General features: G+C 40.7%; 20 protein-coding genes. 11 read left to right on the top strand and 9 right to left on the bottom strand.

Annotated features, from left to right (window positions below; genetic code table 11):
• Positions 1-32: 32 nt before the first annotated feature.
• Positions 33-635, top strand: a complete 603-nt coding sequence (nrdG, locus tag AC4PHI_RS11565) for an anaerobic ribonucleoside-triphosphate reductase activating protein (protein ID WP_492199988.1) — start codon at positions 33-35, stop codon at positions 633-635.
• 48 nt (positions 636-683) lie between these two features.
• Here nrdG and AC4PHI_RS11560 read toward each other — a convergent pair whose 3' ends face one another.
• A complete protein-coding gene (locus AC4PHI_RS11560; protein ID WP_492199987.1) occupies positions 684-1,349 on the bottom strand; it encodes a hypothetical protein in 666 nt (221 codons plus the stop codon).
• A gap of 151 nt (positions 1,350-1,500) precedes the next feature.
• Here AC4PHI_RS11560 and AC4PHI_RS11555 point away from each other — a divergent pair, with 151 nt between their 5' ends.
• From AC4PHI_RS11555 to lplA, 3 genes are all read left to right on the top strand, one after another.
• Positions 1,501-2,586, top strand: coding sequence for a M42 family metallopeptidase (locus tag AC4PHI_RS11555; protein WP_492199986.1), 1,086 nt, complete (start codon positions 1,501-1,503; stop codon positions 2,584-2,586).
• Positions 2,587-2,817: 231 nt separating this feature from the next.
• Positions 2,818-3,555 carry an MBL fold metallo-hydrolase gene (locus AC4PHI_RS11550; RefSeq protein ID WP_492199985.1) on the top strand — a complete coding sequence of 246 codons (738 nt, stop codon included), beginning with the start codon at positions 2,818-2,820 and terminating at the stop codon, positions 3,553-3,555.
• A gap of 29 nt (positions 3,556-3,584) precedes the next feature.
• On the top strand, positions 3,585-4,589 hold the full coding sequence (gene lplA, locus AC4PHI_RS11545) for a lipoate--protein ligase (protein ID WP_492199984.1): 1,005 nt from the start codon (positions 3,585-3,587) through the stop codon (positions 4,587-4,589).
• Between the two features lie 59 nt (positions 4,590-4,648).
• On the opposite strand, the gene AC4PHI_RS11540 is transcribed toward lplA, so the two are convergent.
• Together AC4PHI_RS11540 and trpS are read right to left on the bottom strand one after the other, a co-directional pair.
• On the bottom strand, positions 4,649-5,242 hold the full coding sequence (locus AC4PHI_RS11540; RefSeq protein WP_492199983.1) for an ATP-dependent Clp protease proteolytic subunit: 594 nt from the start codon (positions 5,240-5,242) through the stop codon (positions 4,649-4,651).
• 45 nt (positions 5,243-5,287) lie between these two features.
• Complete coding sequence (trpS, locus tag AC4PHI_RS11535) at positions 5,288-6,298, bottom strand: tryptophan--tRNA ligase (protein WP_492199982.1); 1,011 nt, start codon at positions 6,296-6,298, stop codon at positions 5,288-5,290.
• Between the two features lie 257 nt (positions 6,299-6,555).
• Here trpS and spxA point away from each other — a divergent pair, with 257 nt between their 5' ends.
• From spxA to AC4PHI_RS11510, 5 genes are all read left to right on the top strand, one after another.
• The gene (gene spxA / locus AC4PHI_RS11530) at positions 6,556-6,954 is read left to right on the top strand and encodes a transcriptional regulator SpxA (protein WP_126809870.1); all 399 of its coding nucleotides are present in this window, start codon (positions 6,556-6,558) and stop codon (positions 6,952-6,954) included.
• A gap of 120 nt (positions 6,955-7,074) precedes the next feature.
• On the top strand, positions 7,075-7,746 hold the full coding sequence (locus AC4PHI_RS11525) for an adaptor protein MecA (protein ID WP_492199981.1): 672 nt from the start codon (positions 7,075-7,077) through the stop codon (positions 7,744-7,746).
• A 66-nt stretch (positions 7,747-7,812) separates the two neighbouring features.
• Positions 7,813-8,496 (top strand): YjjG family noncanonical pyrimidine nucleotidase, encoded by a 684-nt coding sequence (locus tag AC4PHI_RS11520; RefSeq protein WP_492199980.1) that lies wholly within the window; start codon positions 7,813-7,815, stop codon positions 8,494-8,496.
• A 33-nt stretch (positions 8,497-8,529) separates the two neighbouring features.
• Positions 8,530-9,171 (top strand): uracil-DNA glycosylase, encoded by a 642-nt coding sequence (locus AC4PHI_RS11515; protein WP_492199979.1) that lies wholly within the window; start codon positions 8,530-8,532, stop codon positions 9,169-9,171.
• A gap of 67 nt (positions 9,172-9,238) precedes the next feature.
• Entirely contained in the window at positions 9,239-9,799 is a 561-nt protein-coding gene (locus tag AC4PHI_RS11510) for an NUDIX hydrolase (protein WP_492199978.1), read from the top strand.
• A 213-nt stretch (positions 9,800-10,012) separates the two neighbouring features.
• Here the strand turns inward: AC4PHI_RS11510 and AC4PHI_RS11505 are convergent, their stop codons facing one another.
• The 6 genes from AC4PHI_RS11505 to AC4PHI_RS11480 form a co-directional block, all read right to left on the bottom strand.
• On the bottom strand, positions 10,013-10,288 hold the full coding sequence (locus tag AC4PHI_RS11505; protein WP_492199977.1) for a hypothetical protein: 276 nt from the start codon (positions 10,286-10,288) through the stop codon (positions 10,013-10,015).
• A 515-nt stretch (positions 10,289-10,803) separates the two neighbouring features.
• The gene (nrdF, locus tag AC4PHI_RS11500) at positions 10,804-11,775 is read right to left on the bottom strand and encodes a class 1b ribonucleoside-diphosphate reductase subunit beta (protein ID WP_492199976.1); all 972 of its coding nucleotides are present in this window, start codon (positions 11,773-11,775) and stop codon (positions 10,804-10,806) included.
• 19 nt (positions 11,776-11,794) lie between these two features.
• Positions 11,795-13,957 (bottom strand): class 1b ribonucleoside-diphosphate reductase subunit alpha, encoded by a 2,163-nt coding sequence (nrdE, locus tag AC4PHI_RS11495; protein WP_492199975.1) that lies wholly within the window; start codon positions 13,955-13,957, stop codon positions 11,795-11,797.
• Positions 13,935-14,315 (bottom strand): class Ib ribonucleoside-diphosphate reductase assembly flavoprotein NrdI, encoded by a 381-nt coding sequence (nrdI, locus tag AC4PHI_RS11490; protein WP_492199974.1) that lies wholly within the window; start codon positions 14,313-14,315, stop codon positions 13,935-13,937. The genes nrdE and nrdI overlap by 23 nt, the downstream gene beginning before the upstream one ends.
• Position 14,316: 1 nt before the next feature.
• Positions 14,317-14,547, bottom strand: coding sequence for a glutaredoxin-like protein NrdH (gene nrdH / locus AC4PHI_RS11485; protein WP_492199973.1), 231 nt, complete (start codon positions 14,545-14,547; stop codon positions 14,317-14,319).
• Between the two features lie 352 nt (positions 14,548-14,899).
• Complete coding sequence (locus AC4PHI_RS11480) at positions 14,900-16,282, bottom strand: L,D-transpeptidase family protein (protein ID WP_492199972.1); 1,383 nt, start codon at positions 16,280-16,282, stop codon at positions 14,900-14,902.
• 215 nt (positions 16,283-16,497) lie between these two features.
• On the opposite strand from AC4PHI_RS11480, the gene pth reads away from it, so the two are divergent.
• Together pth and mfd are read left to right on the top strand one after the other, a co-directional pair.
• On the top strand, positions 16,498-17,067 hold the full coding sequence (gene pth / locus AC4PHI_RS11475; RefSeq protein WP_492199971.1) for an aminoacyl-tRNA hydrolase: 570 nt from the start codon (positions 16,498-16,500) through the stop codon (positions 17,065-17,067).
• A 9-nt stretch (positions 17,068-17,076) separates the two neighbouring features.
• Entirely contained in the window at positions 17,077-20,604 is a 3,528-nt protein-coding gene (mfd, locus tag AC4PHI_RS11470; protein WP_492201591.1) for a transcription-repair coupling factor, read from the top strand.
• Positions 20,605-20,620 lie beyond the last annotated feature (16 nt).

Below are 20,620 nucleotides of genomic sequence, written 5' to 3'. Positions count from 1 at the left end.
AAAGATTTAAACAAGTTGGCGGAGGTGAGTCGATGAGAAATCCGCAGCCAAAAGAATGGGATTCCGCGGACTACAGCCAAGATTACTATGCCGATTACAAAGCTTTTAATTTTGTTGACGGGGAAGGCGTGCGATGCAGCCTTTATGTGAGCGGCTGTTTGTTCGCCTGCGAAGGTTGTTATAATAAGGCCATTCAAAGTTTTCGTTATGGTCAGTTATATACCAAAGAAGTTGAAGATCAAATCATTGCAGATTTGTCGCAAAATTATGTTCAAGGTATGACATTGCTTGGAGGGGAACCGTTTTTAAACACGAAAGTCTGTTTGTCATTAGTGCGGCGTATGCGCGACACATTCGGCGACAGCAAAGATATTTGGGCGTGGACAGGTTACACATTTGAAGAACTTTTACTGGAGACTGAGGATAAGTTGTCGTTGCTTCATGAAGTAGATATATTAGTGGACGGCCGTTTTGAGCTGGCCAAAAAAGATTTAAAGCTGCAATTCCGCGGCAGCAGTAACCAACGGATTATTGATGTGAAAAAGTCACTGGAAGAGCGACAAGTGGTCCTTTGGGAAAAGTGTGTGGATGCAGAAGATACCTATGAACAAATAAAAAAATCAGCATTGATTTAAAAAAACACTTGAAATCACAGAAAATCTGTAGATTTCAAGTGTTTTTAATTATTCCAAAATAATAACAACTTCAGAAGAATGGCTGATTTTATTTTTGGTCGTTTTCCAGTTAAAACTGAATTCCTTCACCTCATCAGGAGATGAAAGAGAATAGATTTGTGCGACCACACTGCCTTCAGCTGTTTCTCCGGCAGCGATATTACCGTCCCTGATAGCCGGATTGGCATTCACCGGATAGCTTTCGTCATCAATGGAAAATTTTAAAAGCGAGGGATAAATCTGAATATCAGTTTGACTTTCATTTTTAACTTTGAACGTCACATCAAGCAACCCATCGCCAAACAATCCCATCTCTTCCATGTTTTGCTTGGAAAGTGTTGCTAATGTTATATTTTTAATAGAGATATTCAGTCCGTTGGAAGAAAAAGACTCATCTACTGAAAAGTTTTTTGTGCTCTCGCCGTTATATTCTTCAAGTGTTTCTTTGTTAGCTGATAAAATGACAGACTGACTGTCGATTTCTGCAACTTTGGCAGAAGGTGCGGTTTTTTCAAGAACTGGATTATCCTCGGCTATTTTTGGATTGGCAGGCTCGATGACCGGTTGGGCAGGAGCGGAGACCATCACTCCTTTTAATATCACAGCCAAAATTATCAGAAGGATAGCAAAGCCGCTTAAAATCAATCGTGCTTTGAAAGATTTGAATTTAGACATTTCGTTCCCTCTTCTTTCAGAATACTTTGTATGTTATTGTAACATTTTATGAGCTGTCCGACATTAAAAAATTTTAAAGCAAAGATAATCTCTCTATCATCCAATCAGTGTTATACTGGTGATTGTAAGAAATGATTAGGGGGTAACAGCGATGGAAACAAATGAAGAAACGATGTTAAAGGAACTAACTACCGCCAGAGGAGTCCCGGGCAATGAGGAAGAGGTACGGGAAGTATTTAAAAAATATGCCGCACCTTATGCAGATAAGCTGATGTTTGACGGTTTAGGCGGAATCATGGCACGTCACACCGGTGATAAAGAAGGTCCGAAAGTCATGATTATGGGGCACATGGATGAAGTAGGATTTATGGTCACACAGATCACTGAAAAAGGGTTCTTGAAATTTCAAACTCTAGGCGGATGGTGGAGTCAAGTCATGCTGGCGCAACAAGTGGAAATTAAAACCGGTGCGGGAAAAATATTCCACGGTGTTATTGGTTGTAAACCGCCCCATGTCTTGACAGCAGAAGCTCGGAAAAAACCGTATGAAATCAGCGATATGTTTATCGATATAGGTGCAGCTGATGTCGAAGAAGTGAAAGAATGGGGTATTCGTCCTGGAGATATGGTCACACCTTATACAGAATACCGCCGCATGAACGGTACTAAATTTATGTTGGCAAAAGCATGGGATAATCGCATCGGTACGGCGGTTTCTTTAAAAGTATTAGAAAACTTAGCCAAAGAGGGACACTCGAACATTTTATTCGCAGGAAGCAATGTTCAAGAAGAAGTTGGCTTGCGCGGTTCACGGACTAGCACCTACTTGGCAAATCCGGATATTGCCATAGCTCTGGATACCGGTACGGCAGGAGATACTCCCGGGATGACAGCGAAGGAGTCAATGTCTGAGCTGGGGAAAGGTCCCCAAATTTTAATTTATGACGCTTCGATGATTCCTCACAAAAAATTGCGAGATTTCGTTATAGATGTCGCAGAAGAAATGGAAATTCCTTATCAGTTGGAAGTGATTGCGGGGGGCGGAACAGATGCTGGTACACAGCACATCACCCGTGATGGTATCCCAGCCATAGCAATCACTGTGGCAACAAGGTACTTGCATTCCCACACGTCTATCATACACGAGGACGATTATATCAATACGGTTGCATTAGTCACAGAAGTGGTCAAACGGCTGGACAGCAAAACCGTGAAAAAAATTCGTTCCTTCGAATAAATATGTTTTGGATTCTATTTGGAAGCGGGAGAGTTCTCTCGCTTCTTTTTGTACAGGTTTATACAAAATTGTATGTAAAAAAATAGGGAAAAGCAGACGCTTCTTTTTGCGTCTCGAAGGTGACAGGGGCGATAAATATTATATCTTACTGAACATATTTTTCAGGTTTAATTATTAGCCATCAAAGACAAAAAGAGGTAAAGTAAATAATGTGATGGGAGGAGATTGTCAATGGAAATCACTGTTCTTGGTTTTTGGGGTGCGTATCCATGGAATAAAGAAGGCACCTCCAGCTACTTACTGACATCGGCAAGTTTTTCGCTGTTGATTGATGCAGGAAGCGGAACATTTAACATGCTAAGGGAAACAATTGAACCTTTGAATTTGGATGCTGTGATTATTTCTCATTATCACCATGATCATATTGCTGATTTGGGCGTACTGCAATATTACCGCCAATTAAATCAGTCGGAGGGGCATTTTGAGTTGCCAATTTATGGTCATACAGAACATGAGTTTTATTTCAGTGCCCTAACCATGCCGAAAGTGAGTAAAGGCATTCCCTACTACGAGCATACACCGATTGATATCGGTCCTTTTACCGTTGAATTTTTGAGAACACGACATCCGGTGCCATGTTTTGCCATGAGGATTACGGAAAAATCAACCGGTAAAAATTTTGTCTACACCGCAGATTCCGGCTACTTGGAAATTTTTGCTGATTTCGTTAAAAGAACGGACCTGCTGATTGCCGACAGTTATTTTTTAAATGGCAAGGAGGACAATCCGGTACATTTTACGGCAAAGGAAGTGGGCGAGATGGCAAAAAACGGCAATATCCCCAAAGTGCTGTTAAGTCATCTGCAGCAAGAGGTTTATTTGTCCCTTTTAAAAAGGCAAGCAGAAGAAGCAGCGGGTCCAGGAGTCGATGTTTGTTTGGCAGAAGCGGGCTTGAAAATAATTTTATAAGAAATATGTGAAGAAATAGGAGAGATGATATGTTATTCGTACCAAATGAAAACAATGACCCAAGAATCAACCTAGCGATTGAACAGTATTTATTGCAGGAAAAACAGGCAGATGAACCGATTTTACTATTCTATATCAATGAGCCGTCGATTATCATCGGACGCAATCAAAATACAATTGAGGAAATCAATTTGGATTATGTTGAGCAGAATAATATCCATGTGGTTCGCCGTCTCAGCGGGGGCGGCGCAGTTTATCATGATTTCGGCAACTTGAACTTCAGTTTTATCATGCCTGATGACGGTTCTTCTTTCAGAAATTTTGAAAAGGTGACACGTCCGATTATTGAAGCACTGCATTCGATGGGCGTCACTGGGGCACAGTTGAAAGGCCGGAATGATTTAGTGATTGATGATAAGAAGTTTTCAGGAAACGCCATGTATGCCACAAATGGCCGGATGTTTGCTCATGGAACAATCATGTTTGACAGTGATGTCAATGAAGTCGTCAATGCGTTGAAAGTACGCAAGGATAAAATTGAGTCGAAAGGTATCAAGTCCATTCGCTCCCGTGTGACCAACATCAAACCATATTTGAATGACGAGTACCAGAATCTGTCTACAAAAGCTTTTCGTCAGGATATTTTGTTGAGAATTTTTGGCGTTGATTCAGAAGACCAAGTCAATACTTATCACTTAACAGAAGAAGACTGGGAAAAAATCAATGAGATTTCAAATAATTACTATCGCAACTGGGACTGGAACTTCGGGAAATCCCCTGAGTTTGATATTGTCAAACGTCAAAGATTTCCAATCGGCTCCATTGAGGTGCGCTTGAATGTTGCGGAAGGGAAAATCCATGAAGCCAGAATCTACGGTGATTTCTTTGGTCTTGGAGAAATTTCTGATGTTGAGGAGATGCTGATAGGCACTCAATACAATAAAGAAGCTCTAAAAGAATGGGTCGGAAAAGTGGATATTAAAAAATATTTCGGCAACATATCAGCTGAGGAACTGCTGGAACTTTTATATTAAGATTACATTTACGCAAAAACCTCCTGACGATTTTGTCGTCAGGAGGTTTTTTCATGTGATTAGTTTAAATCTTCACGGCTTTCAATCAGATGTGTGACGATACCGTATTCTTTTGCTTCATCGACAGACATCCAGAAGTTGCGGTCTGTATCTAGGGCAACTTTTTCATAAGACTGTCCTGTTGCATCAGCAATCAAACGATTGATACGTTCGCGCATTTTAACGATTTCTTTTGCTTCGATTTGGATTTCAGTACTTTGTCCCTGAACTCCGCCTGCTGGCTGGTGAATCATGTAACGGGTGTTTGGCAAGCTGTAGCGGTTTTCCGGTTTTGCTGCCAAATAAATCGTGATGCCGGCACTTGCCACCCAGCCGGTACCGATGATTTTAACTTCCGGTTTTACAAATTTAATCATATCATGAATGGTATCGCCAGCTTCCACATGACCGCCCTGACTATTTAGGAAAATCGTAATCGGCTCATCGCCGGCGGCTTCTAAAAGTAATAACTTAGTTGAAACATCCTTTGCCAAGTCCTGATCGATCCCGCCGCTGATAAAAATCGTACGAGACTTCAACAGTTTTTCTGCAAATAGATTGTCCATTTCTTTCATATCTTTTTCTGACATAGCTTGGTCCCTCCAATAATTCATTGTCTTTACTATAACACTTACTGATGAAATTTTTAATCAACATGCTTAACGTCGAGGTTTGCGTCCGAGACCGACAGCATTTTTCATTTTTTGCAAGGTCTTATTTGCAACGATTCTCGCTTTTTCTGCACCCTCATCAAGAATCTGATTTAATTCTTCAGAATTTAATATTTCGGCTTGACGTTTTTGAATCGGCTCAAGGACCGCTACGATTGCTTCGGCCAAATCATTTTTAAAGTCTCCGTATCCGCTGCCTTCATATTGAGCCACCAGCTCCGGAATCGTTTTGCCGGAAAAAGCGCCGTAAATTGTCAGCAAGTTGGAAATGCCTGGCTTATTTTCTACATCGTATTCGATGATGCCGCTGGAGTCAGTCACGGCAGAACGGATTTTTTTACGAATTACATCTGGGCCGTCCATCATGGAAATGTATGCTTTGGCATTTTTATCAGATTTGCTCATCTTCTTCGTAGGTTCTGTCAAACTCATGATACGCGCCCCTTGTTTGGGAATGTGTACCTCAGGTTTAACCAAGATGCTTTGATTTTTTTCAGCATAGCGATTATTAAAACGGTCAACGAAATCTCTGGTCAACTCCAAGTGCTGTTTTTGGTCTTCTCCTACAGGAACCAGATCAGTGTTGTATAAAATGATGTCTGCCACCATTAAAGGCGGATAAGTCAGCAAGCCGACCGGAACGCCGCTTTTTTCGTTGGTCTGGGATTTATCTTTGAATTGTGTCATTCTCTCCAATTCGCCGATATAAGTATTGCATTGAACAATCCAGGCAGCTTCCGCATGGGCTGAAACTTCAGACTGGATAAAAATTGCCGATTTTTTAGGGTCGATCCCGACTGCCAGATAGAGTGCAGCCAGTTTTAAAATTTGTTGTCGCAAGGCCAAGCGTTCTTGGGGCACTGTGATGGCGTGTTCATCAACAATACAAAAGTAGCAGTTGTAATCCTGCTGGAGTTGGGTAAATTGCTGAAGGGCGCCGATATAGTTCCCAATCGTAGGGATGCCGCTGGGCTGTATTCCGGAAAAAATTGTTTTCATCTAAAATGTTCCTTTCTGTCATTCCTAATCTCCATTATACTGGATTATTTCTAAAAAGAAAAATCAAAAAAAATTTCAGTTACCGGCTTTCTTAATGTTTATTAAGTGGGGGTTTTTATTAAAATTTCAATATAAATCACATTAAATTGCCGAATCAACTGGAATTTAGGGACTAATTACGGTATAATTACTATGTGATATGTTATATCCATATCACTGTTGGGAATGTCATGGAGATCACGAAAAGGAGTGATTTTATGTTAACACTTTACACATCTCCTAGTTGTACATCTTGTCGAAAAGCTCGTGCTTGGTTAGTAGAACAAGAAATTCCGTTTAAAGAACGTAACATTTTTTCGGAACCCCTGGATATTTCTGAACTGAAGGAAATTTTACGCATGACAGAAGATGGCACAGAAGAGATCATTTCGACTCGCTCGAAAGTTTTCCAAAAATTAGATATGGATTTGGATGACTTGCCTCTTGATGAGTTGCTGAAACTTGTGCAAAAAAACCCGGGACTGTTACGACGACCGATTATGATTGATGAAAAACGACTTCAAGTTGGTTTCAATGAAGATGAAATTAGAAGGTTCTTACCGAGAGAGGTACGTGCTTTAGAATTGCGTCATGCACAATTAATGGCAGGACTTTAGGAATGACGAACCTCGTCTTTAGGACGAGGTTTTTTTTCTTTACTTTTAGATGAATTAAGCTACAATGTGTTTAATGAGCAGATTTGTAGTATAATTAGGTTAGAAGAGAGGTGTAGTCAAATGGAAATGGAACGCATCAATGAGAATACAATCAGGGTGTTGATAGAAAATGCTGATTTGGAAGAGCGCGGGATCACTTTTTTGGATCTGTTGGGAAACCATAAACAAATAGAGAACTTTTTTTACAGTATTCTGGAAGAGGTCGATATTGATGAACAGTTTCAGGAGACCGATGCCGTGACGTTTCAAGTCTTGCCTAACCGGAATGGATTGGAACTGTTTATTAGTAAAAATGCTCTTATGGGTGACAACGGCGAGACAGCAGACATGCCTGATATTGTCGATCAAGAATCTCTTAGCGAATTCGTGAGAAGACAAATGGTCGAAGGGACACCTGTGGAACAAGTGCCTAGAGAAGACGAACTGATTAATCAGCTAGACTCACCGACAATTGATTATGTAGTTGTTTTTGAAGACTTCGAGGATTTAATTGAATTGGCTAAGATGAGCAAGTTTAATAATATGCAGACACATCTTTATAGAATGGACGGCGTCTACTTTTTACATAGTGTTTTCTTCTTGGAAGAAACGTCAGAAAATCAAGTGAAAGAAGATATTGCCCAAGTGCTTGAATATAGTCATTTGAGTAAGGTCACACCGGAGATACTGGCAGAGCATGGGGATTTGATCATGGATCGGAATGCTTTGGAGCAAGTGAAGTTCTACTTTTAATCAAACGAGTCAACAAACGACCGTCCAATTTATTTGGACGGATTTTTTTAATCAAGGAGCTAATCGATGAATTATTCTACAGTCTTAATGGATTTGGACAATACAATATTGAGTTTTGATCAGGCGGAAGAATATGCGCTGAAAAAAATATTTGAAGAAGAAAATGTTCCGTGGCAGCAGGAACTTTTCCAACATTACCATGAAAAAAACAAAGAACTTTGGGAAGGATTGGAAAAAGGGATTTATCAGCGTGAGCACGTCTTGTCAGAACGCTTTGTTTATATTTTTCAACTGTGCGGAAAAAAAGTGGACGGTCATGAGATGGATCAAAGATTCAGGCATCATTTATCAGAAAAGATATTCTTTATGCCCAAGGCGCTGAAAACTTTAGACAGATTGAAAGAAAAAAAGATTCATCTTCATATGGTGACTAATGGCGTGGCGGTGACACAATACCGGAGAATCAAAAAAGCCAAGATAGGACATTATTTCAATCAGTTGTTTATTTCTGAAGAAGTGGGCTATCAAAAGCCGGCAAAAGAATTTTTTCAACATGTGTTTGACCGCATCGAAGAAAAAGATACGTCTAAAGTTCTGATGATGGGGGACTCACTGTCTGCTGATATCAAAGGAGGCAATCAGGCGGGGATCGACACATGCTGGTATACAGAAAAGCAGGCAGAGGGCAACCATGAGATTACGCCTACGTATCATATTACCCGTCTGGACGATGTGTTGACCATTGTGTGAACAAGGAGCCAATAAACTTTACAGGTGAGCAAGATGGAATACCCTAAAAAATTAGTAGATGAAGTTTTAGAAAGGTCCCAAGGCATGGCTCTGACGGGATTTTTATCTGGTCGCGGTTCGACTCATGCTAAAGTGATGCTGGTGGGCGAAGCACCCGGAAAAGTTGAGGTACAAACAAAAATTCCTTTTACCGGCCGTTCGGGGAAAAAATTGGATAGCTGGCTCCAATCAGCCGGATTGAAAAGAGATGATATTTATATCACCAGTGCTGTTAGAAGCCGTCCCTATAAAATCCTGATGTCAATGGATAAAAAGACGGGTACTTTAAAAGAAACCCGTCCTAATCGTGCTCCGACCCAACAAGAGGTATTGGCCCATGCACCGCTGCTGGATTATGAAATACAGTCTATCCGGCCTAAAATTCTTGTACCTATGGGCAACATCGGACTGAAGAGGCTTCTGGGAGGAAAGTACAAGATTACTGATGTCCGCGGAGAAATTATGGAAAGCAAAATTTTGCAGTTAAATCAGGAGAAAACAGGCTATGAATATAGTGAAGCAACATTTCTGATTTTCCCTTTGTTTCATCCTGCTGCTGTTTTTTATAATTCGACTTTAGAAAGTACGCTCGAACAGGACTGGCAAAAACTTGGCTGCCTAGTCAAAAAAATGTGAGAAAGGCTCATCATGTGATGACGGACTGGTTCACAATTAAACTAATTACGGAAAAGAGGTTGTTACTGTGAGCCTGAAAGAGCAGCTCAATAATTATGTCCCTTTCAATGAGCAGGAAGCGGGAGATAAACGTTTAATCATATCCTGCCTTGAACGATACCCTAATATTTTTTTAAGGGAAAATCTGCTGGCACATATGACCGCTTCTGCTTGGGTAGTCAATCAAAACAGAGACAAAGTTTTGATGGCCTACCATAATCTCTATGATTCATGGTCATGGCTGGGGGGACATGCAGACGGGGAAGAAAATCTGTTGAAAGTTGCCCTGCGGGAAGTCAGTGAAGAGAGCGGACTTCAACAAAATCAACCAGTATCTGAAGATATTTTTTCTCTTGAAGTATTGACAGTGGACGGCCATATGAAACATGGAAACTATGTGTCTTCCCACTTGCATTTGAATCTGACTTATTTGATAGAGGCAGATGAAAAGGCATCTTTGTTTGTTAAACCGGATGAAAATAGCGGAGTGAAATGGTTTGCTCTAGATGATGCGGTTGCTGCTTCAACGGAGTGGTGGTTTCGAGAAAATGTTTATAAAAAGCTGAATGAAAAGTTAAAAAAATCATAAAAAATTTAAATCTGTTTCAGTGCATTGGCATATTCTTCTTTAATAGCTTTGAGTAAAAAAATAGCCCCTTTGGTTGAATTCAAGTGAATGAACACAACCAAAGGTGCTGTTTATTTAATTTGTTTTGTTATATGATACCTTGTTGCATCAAAACTAATAGGATAATTTTCCCCTGTTTTCATTTTAATAGTACGATATAAATTATCTTAAAAATTACATCCCTGCAAATTCTGCCCCACGTATGACGGTGAATTTTTCAGCAGAAATACCGGTCTCTTCAACAATCATTTCCTCAAATTTTTCTTTCGGTAAAGCACACCAGATTCTGTAACCTGTGTCACCGTAGGGAACCCAGTCTCCTAAAACCTTTAATTTTTCATATTTTTTGATATCCGGACGCTGGACATCAAAAAACACCAAATAATCAACATCAAGTTTTTCATCTGCTTTAGGTGTCCTAAAAAAACCAAGAAAATCTTTTACCGCCATTTTTATTACCCTCCCTATTTTAATTCAACCCTGATTTACCAAATTATTCATGCCAGTTTCGGTTAACATTCCCTTTGCACCATCTTATTTCTTCTATGTATATCATCAATAGCAGCAGGTAAAATCAACGAGCTGATGAAATTCGCAACAGACTCTTTAATCTGGTGGACGAGACTGCAAACAATGGTTATTTACTTGCCTCTTACAGAGACTTATTGTCAAAGTATCGGAGAAATACTATACGAACATTATAGCATGCCAGCTGCCTTCTTGTATAATAACGATATATGTTAGTGAGAAGACTGACGCAAATGTTTTTTTATAAACAACTAGAAAAATTAATACTTATTTGCTGGTTTACGCTGAAATTTTAAAAGGGATTTATCTTAACTTCATAGATATCACAAAAAACAAAATTAGTGATTTTTTTGACTGGCGGGAAATAAAAAATCGGAGCAGAATCTTCTGCTCCGAAAAAAGGTTAACGTTTAGGATGTACTGCTTTTTTTGTTGGATTATTTAATACCAATCAAGTAATCATCATCGGACATAGCTTCAACGGTTCCCAGAAGGTAACCATTTCCCACTTGAGAGAAAAAGTCGTGGTTGCTTGTACCGGTAGAGATACCGTTCATCACAATCGGGTTCACGTCATTTGCAGTATCTGGAAACAGAGGGTCGAATCCTAAGTTCATCAGCGCTTTATTCGCATTATAGCGCAGGAAGACCTTCACTTCCTCCGTCCATCCCAGCTCATCGTACAATAACTCTGTGTAGTGTTCCTCATTCTCATAGAGGTCATACATCAAATTGTAAACCCAGTCTTCCATTGCTTGCTGTTCTTCCTCAGAAAGTTCATTATAGCCCAACTGGAATTTGTAACCGATGTAGGTGCCGTGGACAGACTCATCACGGATAATCAGCTTGATGATTTCTGCCACGTTTGCCAGTTTGTTATTTCCCAAATAATATAGCGGGGTGTAAAAACCGGAATAGAACAAAAATGTTTCCAATAAAACACTGGCTACTTTTTTCTCCAATGCTGTGCCGTTTAAGTAAATCTCATTGATGATTTTAGCTTTCTTTTGCAAAAATTCATTGGTGTTGGTCCATTCGAAAATATCATCAATCTCAGCTTTTGTGTTTAGCGTGCTGAAGATAGAAGAATAACTTTTCGCATGGACAGATTCCATAAATTGGATATTATTCAGTACTGCTTCTTCATGGGGGGTTCGGCAGTCGCGTCGGATTGCTTCTATCCCACTTTCAGATTGTACAGTGTCCAGCAAGGTCAATCCGCCAAAAACATAACCCACCGTTGTTTTTTCCAACTCGGAAAGTGTGCGCCAGTCATCTAAATCATTAGACAGGGGAATACGGGTATCCAGCCAAAATTGTTCTGTCAGCTTTTCCCAAGTGGATTTATCGATCATATCTTCAACAGCGTTCCAGTTTATCGCTTCATAATAGGTTTTATTCGTGCTCACTTTGTTTCAAGCTCCCTTCTTAAATAACACAGCTTTCACATTGATTGCTGCCGATTTCCTCTTCATCTTCTGTAAACGTCCGCACGTAATAAATAGATTTTATCCCTTGATTGAAGGCATAATGACGCAATATGGTCAAATCACGTGTGGTTTGTTTGCTGGTCTCTGTTTTCCACTCGTATAAACCTTCTGGAATCTCAGAGCGCATGAAGAGAGTTAAGCTCATGCCTTGATCCACATGCTTTTGTGCAGCTGCATAAACATCTATCACTTGACGCATATCCATGTCATACGCAGAGGTGTAGTAAGGCAGTGTTTCATTACTTAAATTCGGAGCTGGGTAATAGATTTTTCCGATTTTCTTTTCTTGACGTTCCTCAATCAGCCGAGTGATCGGATGGATACTTGCACTGGTGTCATTGATATAGGAAATCGAGCCATTTGGCGCAACCGCCAATCGGTTTTGATGGTATAGACCGTCTGCCTGGATGTTATCGCGCAAGGCGGACCAATCTTCCGCAGAGGGAATGAAAATGCCCTTAAAAATTTCTTTGATTTTCTCAGAATGAGGTGTTACTGGCTGGTCAATGTAACGGTCGAAATAAGTGCCGTCTGCATAAGCAGAATTTTCAAAATTACTGAAACTAACTCCCCGTTCTTTCGCAATCAGATTGCTTTCTACCAATGTCCAATAATTCAGCAAACTGAAATAGACGTCTGTAAATTCGATGGACTCCGCTGAACCGTAAGCCATTTGATGTTTAGCGAAAAATGTGTGCAGACCCATGGCACCCAAACCAATCGTATGGTTTAATGAGTTGCCGTTTTGGATAGAAGGCACCACATCAATCTCAGATGAGTCTGTGATATAGGTCAAAGCTCGCGTCATGGCACGGACAGATTCGCCGAAATCAGGACTGGTCATCAAGTTGGGAATATTCGTTGAACCTAAATTACAACTGATATCTGTGCCGAGGACTTCATACTCTTGTCGGTCGTTGATAACAGAAGGCGTTTGGACTTGAAGAATTTCCGAGCACAAATTACTCATGATAATCTTGCCGTCGATCGGGTTCTGCCGGTTAGCTTCATCAATGTTGATGATATATGGATAGCCTGATTCTTGCTGCAACTTGCTGATTTCATTTTCTAAATCACGGGCACGAATCTTAGTTTTGCGAATCTTTGGATTGGCTACTAGTTCGTCATACTTTTCGGTGATATCAAGATAGGAGAAGGGCATGCCGTATTCTCTTTCCACACTGTAAGGGCTGAACAGGTACATGTCCTCGTTGTTGCGTGCCAGTTCATAAAATTTGTCCGGAATCGTCAAACCTAAGGAAAGAGTCTTCACGCGGATTTTTTCATCGGCATTTTCTTTCTTGGTGGACAGGAACATTTCGATATCGGGATGGAATACGTCAAGATACACTACTCCTGCACCTTGGCGTTGTCCCAGCTGATTGCTGTAACTAAAGCTGTCTTCAAACAGTTTCATTACAGGAACGACACCGCTGGCTGCGCCTTCGTAGCCTTTGATTGGTGCACCGGCTTCACGCAAGTTGGATAAAGAAATTCCCACGCCTCCTCCGATTCGGGAAAGCTGCAAAGCACTATTGATGGAGCGTCCGATACTGTTCATATCATCAGTCACTTGCAAAAGGAAACAAGAAACTAATTCTCCCCGGCGTTTGCGGCCGGCATTTAGGAAAGAGGGAGTGGCAGGCTGATAACGTTGGTTAATCATTTCCTCCGCCAGTTTCATGGCTAATTTTTCATCTCCGTCAGCAAAGTATAAAGCATTGAATGCCACACGGTCTTCGAAACTTTCCAGATAAAGAGTTCCTTCATTGTTCTTTAATGCGTATTGGGAATAAAATTTATAAGCAGCCATGAAGGATTTGAAAGTAAATTTTTGGCCCTTCAAATATTCAAACAAAGATGAAATAAATGTCATGGAATATTTCTGGATAAAGGCTTCTTCAAGGTAATCCTGTTCAATCAGATAATTGATTTTTTCCTCCACTGTGGGGAACGTCATTGTGTTTGGTTCCACATTTTCCTTAAAAAAGGCATTTAAAGCTTCTTTGTCTTTATGCAGAGGGATTTGCCCGTCGACGGGACGATTAATCTCATTATTCAATTTAAAATAAGACACATCATTTAACTCTTTCAGACTCAATGTTATTCACTACTTTCCTAAAATTTTCCACATCTTCTTTCGTACCATTAAATTCGAATTCGAAAAGCAACGGAATATTGTAATCCCGGGCGATATGTTTAGCGGTAAAAATAAAAAGGTCAGCAAAATTGCGATTGCCTCCGCCAGCCACTCCCAAAAGATTTTCCCGATTGGTTTCGTACTCAATAAAATCGTTCACTACCTCTGTTACGTCAGCATCATAAGTAGGAACGACTAAAATGTAAGGTTCATTTAATTCATAAAAAGGGTTTCCTGAATTTATTTCGTAAGCAGGAAGTCCCAGCTTTTTAACAAAACGTCTGGTTTGTCCTGTTAAGGAAAAGTATACGATTTTCATATTAGACTGCCAGCGTACGCAATTTATCCGGACGGAAACCTACGATTGTGCCTAAGCTTTCAGTAGTTAAGACAGGGACCGTACGGTGACCTTGTTCCTTCAACCAGTCAATGTATTGCGGTTGGGCATCTATATTGATCTCATTATAGGAAAGATGTTTGTCATTCAAGAATCTTTTTGTCATCTTGCATTGGGGACAATTATTTTTTGTATAAAGAGTAATTTTGTTCATTGCTGCTTACCTCCAAAAACTTTTTGATAATTAATAGTATACTGTCTATAGAAAAAAAGTCAACTCAAACACACCATATATTGTGTTTAATTTATTTTAAAACACAAGTATTGGTGTTTTATTCACAATGTGGATAAAAGGTGTAGTCTATGAGGTTGAGTGTTTTCACAATGATATTTTCATGAAAACAAGTCAGTTATCAACAGATTTTTGGGGATAATAAGAGGGTGAAAATTAAAAATATGAGAGAAAATTTAGTTGGTAAAAGAAGGAGAATGATTTGCAAAAATAAAAAAAGCAGGTCTGTCACATCTTTTTGATGTGCGACCTGCTTTTGAAAAATAATCTTGTTTTAAAATACAATTACAGGAGTTCCAACGCCAACCATTGAATAAAATTGAGGCATCACTCCGGGCGGTGTATTGATACAACCGTGGGATCCGATCGATTGCCATAATTGTCCGCCGTAAGCCGGCTGCCACGGGGAATCGTGGATACCAACACCGGTCCAGTCAATCGGCATCCAGTAGCTGACAGGTTCAGCGTATTTGCTTCCGTCATCATTGGTGCCTCTCAACGTTTCGTTCTGAGATTTGTTCCAGACATAAAAGACACCTGTCGGAGTAGGGGTTGAAGGTTTTCCAGTGACAATGTCAGTTTCCAGTTTCAGAGCGCCTGCTTCATAATAGTACATGTGCTGATTTTGCAAATCTATTTCAACATAAGTATTGCCAATCAATGCCGATCCCGGTGAAGCACTTCCTTGATAGGCTGGAGAACGTTCTACGCCGTCTCCTGCCAGAAAATCTTCTTTTAAGGCTTCTGTCTCCTGATCGGTGGAAATCGTCCAGCTGTATGTACCGGCCGGGACAGAAACTTGTCCTCTGCGGGTACTATTGAAAGCAGAAGCATTAGTACTGGTGTTATATTGGTTGCCTAGTTCAGCCACAAAATTGCGCATATTCTCATCATTAAGTCCGATGTCTTGGGTTTCGCTGTCATAATTGATCCAAGAGGCGACTGTATTTATCGGCACTTCGATTCTTTGACCGTTGATGACATAGGCAACGCTTTGATGGGCTATTTTTTGCACAGCTTCTAAATTGCTTTTCAATTCAGCGTTATCGCTCTTGACTGTCGGCACTTTCGTATAATTTTCCAACTCAAGGGTTGGTTTCCCTTGACGAAGTATTTTTTCAAAGTCTGTGATTACTTTATTCACATCAAAAGCATTCCCTTGAACTTCAGGAACGATTTCGAAGCCGTTGTCAGTTTTCTCGATCGAAGCATTCTTGGTCGGTGTACGTTCATTATTGAAAGCTTCCAGTTCCTGTGTCAGACTATCAATAGTTACTTTCAAAGCCTCATCATCAATCGCAGTACTTTCCAAAGTGCTTTTTTTATTTGAAAAAGTTGCTAAAAACCAAGTCCCGCGGGATTGTTTTTTCAGTAGATTTTTTAGCTCTTTCAGATAATTGTACTGCACGCCTGCTTCTTTAGTTGAGATTTCCTTCCAGACGGCACCATTGTCTGTAATCACAACCTGATTTTGCTCTGCTTTTTCCACTAATTTAGCATTTGCTTGTTCAGCGGTCATATCACTGATATTTATGCCATTGGCAACTGTTTTTGGCAAGAAATGACTTTTGTAAAAAGAATATTGTTTAATATAAACAAATGCGAGTATCGCAATCAAAAGACCGGCGACAGCCAGCAAAATGGTTTTCTTATTCATTTTGTCCCCCGTTTAATAAAATTTAAGCATATTGTAACATAATTGAAATAAAAGTGAATCCTTTACGCTTAAAAAAAGCAATATATAATCTTTTTTAATATTTTTTCCCATAATCTATGTTATACTAACAGATAGGACTGGGCAATGCAAGTTGCTCGGCTATTTTGTGTTGTTTAACTTGTTTTTTAAATGAACGGAAGACGAAAGGGAAATAAATGAAATTAATCGTAGGCTTGGGCAATCCGGGCAGAAAATATATGGCAACAAAACATAATATCGGCTTTATCACCGTAGACGAATTATCATTTCGCGAAAATACCACATGGAAAAAACACCAGTTTGAAGCAGAAATCTCAGAGTTTTTTTCTGCTGGAGAGAAGATATTGCTGGTCAAACCTCAAACTTTTATGAATTTAACGGGTCGTTCAGTTCGTCCGTTGATGGATTACTATCAAGTGCCCTTAGAAGATGTGTTAGTAATTTATGATGACATGGACTTGCCAGTCGGAAAAATCCGGCTGCGACAAAAAGGCGGTGCGGGAGGTCATAACGGGATTAAAAGTCTGATCCAGCATTTTGGGACTCAAAATTTCAATCGAATCCGTGTTGGTATAGACCGCCCTTTTCCGGGGCAAGATGTGGTAAGTCACGTGTTGAGCCCTTTTCCAAAAGAAGCTCACGAAGAAATGCTTCTTTCAGTAAAGACAGCGGCAGACGCCTGTGAAGACTGGATAAAAGAAAATGATTTTGTTAAAACGATGAGCCGCTTTAACGGAAAGATTTAGGTGAAGATAATGGTTTTTGTGGAGAAAATGTTACAAACAGAAAAAATTCAATCATGGATAAAGGGAACAGAAAACAATTCTCATCAGTTGGTGGTGGGATTGACGAATTCAGCGAAAATGTTGGCGATGGCAAGTTTATATCATTCAAAAGGCAACAAGTTGGTCATCGTCGTCCCGAATTTGTATCAAATGAACCATTTGCTTGAAGATTTGCGCAATGTGGTACCAGATGAGGAAATTTTCAGCTTTCCTGTTGACGAAGCAACATCGGTGGAAATGAGTTTTTCTTCCCCGGAAGCCATGGCAGATAAGATTGCGGCGTTGTCTTTTTTGGCAAGCAATCGTACAGGTATCTTGCTGGTTCCGACAGCAGGCTATCGTAAATATTTGCCGGCACCTGAAACTTGGCGGTCCTATGAAAAGGAAATTGCAATCGGCAGTATTATAAATATTGAGAGTTTTCTAAGTGATTTAGTATTGATGGGTTATAAGAGAGAAACGATGATCGGCAAACCGGGTGAATTCAGTGTCCGCGGGGGCATCATCGATGTCTATCCTCTGACCAGCGAGTACCCTTACCGTATTGATTTGTTTGATGACGAAGTAGATTCTCTAAGAACTTTTGATGTGGAAACACAGCGTTCCATCCAAAATATTGAGTCTTTTATTTTGACACCTGCTACAGACATCCTGCCTTCTAAAGAAGATTTGGTACAAGGAGCTCTTAAATTAAGGCAGGCATTGTCCTCTTACGTGGGCGGTATCAAGGATGAAACGGACCGGGAGCTGATAGAAACTTACTTTCACCAGCTGGCAGACGAATGGGAGCAGGGAAATCCCACCGAAGAGGTACGTTATTATTTGGATTTAGTCTACCAAGAAAAACTTGGTATCCAATCCTATCTGACAGAACAAGACGTCATCATTATAGATGATTACGCCCGAGTTCTTGAAGTGGAAAGAGAACTGCTGCTGGAAGAAGCCGAGTGGGTCACATTGAAGCTGCAAGAACTGCGAATGGTTCCGGAGCAAAAATTTGGGCGGGATATCCGTACCATCGTTAAGGAAACACCTTTGTCTCAATCCTTTTTTTCTCTTTTTCAAAAGGGGATGGGAAATTTAAAGTTTCAAAAAATATATCATTTTCAATGCCGCTCGATGCAGCAATTTTTCGGGCAGATACCTTTGCTGAAAGAAGAAATCGCCAGCTGGCATAAAAAGAAAGAAACTGTTGTTTTGCTGGTTTCTGATGAAGAAAAAGGCCGTAAAATGTCCGAGATGCTGGAAGATTATCACGTGGCGGTAGTGAGCCAGTATGAAGGCGAATTATTAGCAGGGAAAACCCAGATCCGTTTAGGAACATTGCAGAACGGTTTTGAACTGGTTGAAGAAAAACTGGTCGTAGTGACTGAAAAAGAGCTGCTGCAAACCACCAAACGAAAACGTGCCAGAACTCAGACCCTTTCCAATGCGGAGCGGTTAAAAAGTTATAATGAGTTGAAACCCGGAGACTATGTCGTCCACGTCAATCATGGGATCGGCAAGTACATTGGTATGGAAACCTTGGAGATGGATGGTGTGCATCAAGACTACATGACCATCCTTTACCAGAATAATGACAAATTATTTATTCCGGTGACGCAACTAAATTTGATTCAAAAATATGTTGCATCCGAATCAAAAACCCCTAGAATCAATAAGCTTGGCGGCAGTGAGTGGACTAAGACGAAAAAAAGGGTCTCAGGGAAGATAGAAGACATCGCTGACGATTTGATTCAGCTGTATGCTGCCCGCGAGGCGGAAAAAGGTTACGCTTTTTCTCCTGATGACAGTTATCAAAAAGAATTTGAAGATGCCTTTCCTTATTCGGAAACGGAAGATCAGTTGCGTAGCGTACAAGAAATCAAACGGGACATGGAAAAAGAAAAACCCATGGATCGTCTTTTAGTAGGTGATGCAGGTTACGGGAAGACGGAAGTTGCTCTCAGAGCAGCTTTCAAGGCAATCAAAGACAGCAAACAAGTAGCTTTTTTGGTGCCGACGACAGTGCTGGCTCAACAGCATTACGAGACTATGCTAGACCGTTTTCGCGAGTATCCTGTTTCTGTGGATTTGTTGAGTCGTTTCAGGACGAAAAAACAACAAACTGAAACATTGGAAGCCATTCGCAAAGGTCAAGTGGACTTGGTAGTCGGCACACACCGTATTTTGTCTCAGGATGTGGTTTTTCAAGATTTGGGACTGCTGATTATCGATGAAGAGCAGCGGTTTGGTGTGAAACATAAAGAACGTTTAAAACAGCTACGTAAAGATGTGGATGTTTTGACTTTGACAGCGACCCCCATTCCGCGGACGCTGCACATGTCTATGCTGGGTGTCCGTGATTTATCTGTCATCGAGACGCCGCCTTCTAACAGGTATCCTGTTCAAACTTATGTGATGGAGGAGAATGCCGGAGCGATTCGTGACGGTATCGAACGGGAAATTGCCCGCGGGGGACAAGTTTTTTACTTGCATAACCGGGTGGATACCATCGACCAAAAAGTGATGGAGCTGCAAGATTTGGTGCCAAATGCCAGAATGGCTTTCGCTCACGGGCAAATGTCTGAAATTCAGCTGGAAAATGTACTGATGGATTTCATCAGCGGTGCCTACGATGTCTTGGTGACCACGACGATTATAGAAACTGGTGTGGACATCCCCAATGTCAATACGTTGTTTGTTGAAAATGCGGACCACATGGGATTGTCACAACTTTATCAGCTGCGGGGAAGAGTCGGGCGGAGCAACCGGGTGGCTTACGCTTATTTCATGTATGCTCCTCAGAAGATTTTGAGTGAGGTAAGTGAAAAAAGATTGCAGGCCATCAAAGATTTTACTGAGTTAGGTTCCGGTTTTAAAATCGCCATGCGGGACTTGTCAATCAGAGGTGCCGGAAATCTTCTCGGTGCGCAACAGCACGGCTTTATCGATTCAGTTGGATTTGATATGTATTCTCAAATGTTGTCAGAAGCTGTCGCCCGAAAACAGGGGAAAGAACCATCAGAGTTCAAAACTTCTGTTGAAATTGATTTTGGCATTGACGCGTATTTGCCGACAGACTATATACAGGACGAACGTCAGAAAATAGAAATCTACAAACGTGTGCGCCAGTTGGAAAATCGCGAAATGTACGATGAGCTGGAAGGGGATTTGCTGGACCGTTTTGGTGAATTCCCGCAAGAAGTTGCGTATCTGCTGGAAGTCGGCCGTTTGAAGATGAATGGAGATCGTGCGTTGCTTGAATCTATCCGCCGGGATAACAGGCAAGTAAAACTGCTTTTAAGTAAAGCGGGGACCAAGGCATATTCAATTGAGCAACTATTCAAAGCATTAAGTGCCACCCATTTGAAATCTGATATGGGGTTAGAAGATGGAAAGATGGCAATCACATTGATGATTCCGAAAAATATGCCGGTGGAGCAGATTCTCCATGAGGTAGGAAACTTTGTAGAAGCCATACGGGAGCAGAGAGTAAGGGAACAATTAAGTGCTTGAGCAGATGGGGTGTTCA

The organism is Vagococcus sp. QWL-13 (genome assembly GCF_058683555.1).
The sequence above is the reverse complement of the archived record's forward strand: the minus strand, read 5'-3'. Positions and strand labels throughout refer to the sequence as shown.

Excerpts from the sequence above, each read along its gene's own strand:
- nrdG (WP_492199988.1), top strand. The coding sequence starts at position 33 with ATGAGAAATCCGCAGCCAAAAGAATGGGATTCCGCGGACTACAGCCAA.
- AC4PHI_RS11560 (WP_492199987.1), bottom strand. The coding sequence starts at position 1,349 with ATGTCTAAATTCAAATCTTTCAAAGCACGATTGATTTTAAGCGGCTTT.
- AC4PHI_RS11555 (WP_492199986.1), top strand. The coding sequence starts at position 1,501 with ATGGAAACAAATGAAGAAACGATGTTAAAGGAACTAACTACCGCCAGA.
- AC4PHI_RS11550 (WP_492199985.1), top strand. The coding sequence starts at position 2,818 with ATGGAAATCACTGTTCTTGGTTTTTGGGGTGCGTATCCATGGAATAAA.
- lplA (WP_492199984.1), top strand. The coding sequence starts at position 3,585 with ATGTTATTCGTACCAAATGAAAACAATGACCCAAGAATCAACCTAGCG.
- AC4PHI_RS11540 (WP_492199983.1), bottom strand. The coding sequence starts at position 5,242 with ATGAATTATTGGAGGGACCAAGCTATGTCAGAAAAAGATATGAAAGAA.
- trpS (WP_492199982.1), bottom strand. The coding sequence starts at position 6,298 with ATGAAAACAATTTTTTCCGGAATACAGCCCAGCGGCATCCCTACGATT.
- spxA (WP_126809870.1), top strand. The coding sequence starts at position 6,556 with ATGTTAACACTTTACACATCTCCTAGTTGTACATCTTGTCGAAAAGCT.
- AC4PHI_RS11525 (WP_492199981.1), top strand. The coding sequence starts at position 7,075 with ATGGAAATGGAACGCATCAATGAGAATACAATCAGGGTGTTGATAGAA.
- AC4PHI_RS11520 (WP_492199980.1), top strand. The coding sequence starts at position 7,813 with ATGAATTATTCTACAGTCTTAATGGATTTGGACAATACAATATTGAGT.
- AC4PHI_RS11515 (WP_492199979.1), top strand. The coding sequence starts at position 8,530 with ATGGAATACCCTAAAAAATTAGTAGATGAAGTTTTAGAAAGGTCCCAA.
- AC4PHI_RS11505 (WP_492199977.1), bottom strand. The coding sequence starts at position 10,288 with ATGGCGGTAAAAGATTTTCTTGGTTTTTTTAGGACACCTAAAGCAGAT.
- nrdI (WP_492199974.1), bottom strand. The coding sequence starts at position 14,315 with ATGAAAATCGTATACTTTTCCTTAACAGGACAAACCAGACGTTTTGTT.
- nrdH (WP_492199973.1), bottom strand. The coding sequence starts at position 14,547 with ATGAACAAAATTACTCTTTATACAAAAAATAATTGTCCCCAATGCAAG.
- AC4PHI_RS11480 (WP_492199972.1), bottom strand. The coding sequence starts at position 16,282 with ATGAATAAGAAAACCATTTTGCTGGCTGTCGCCGGTCTTTTGATTGCG.
- pth (WP_492199971.1), top strand. The coding sequence starts at position 16,498 with ATGAAATTAATCGTAGGCTTGGGCAATCCGGGCAGAAAATATATGGCA.
- mfd (WP_492201591.1), top strand. The coding sequence starts at position 17,077 with ATGGTTTTTGTGGAGAAAATGTTACAAACAGAAAAAATTCAATCATGG.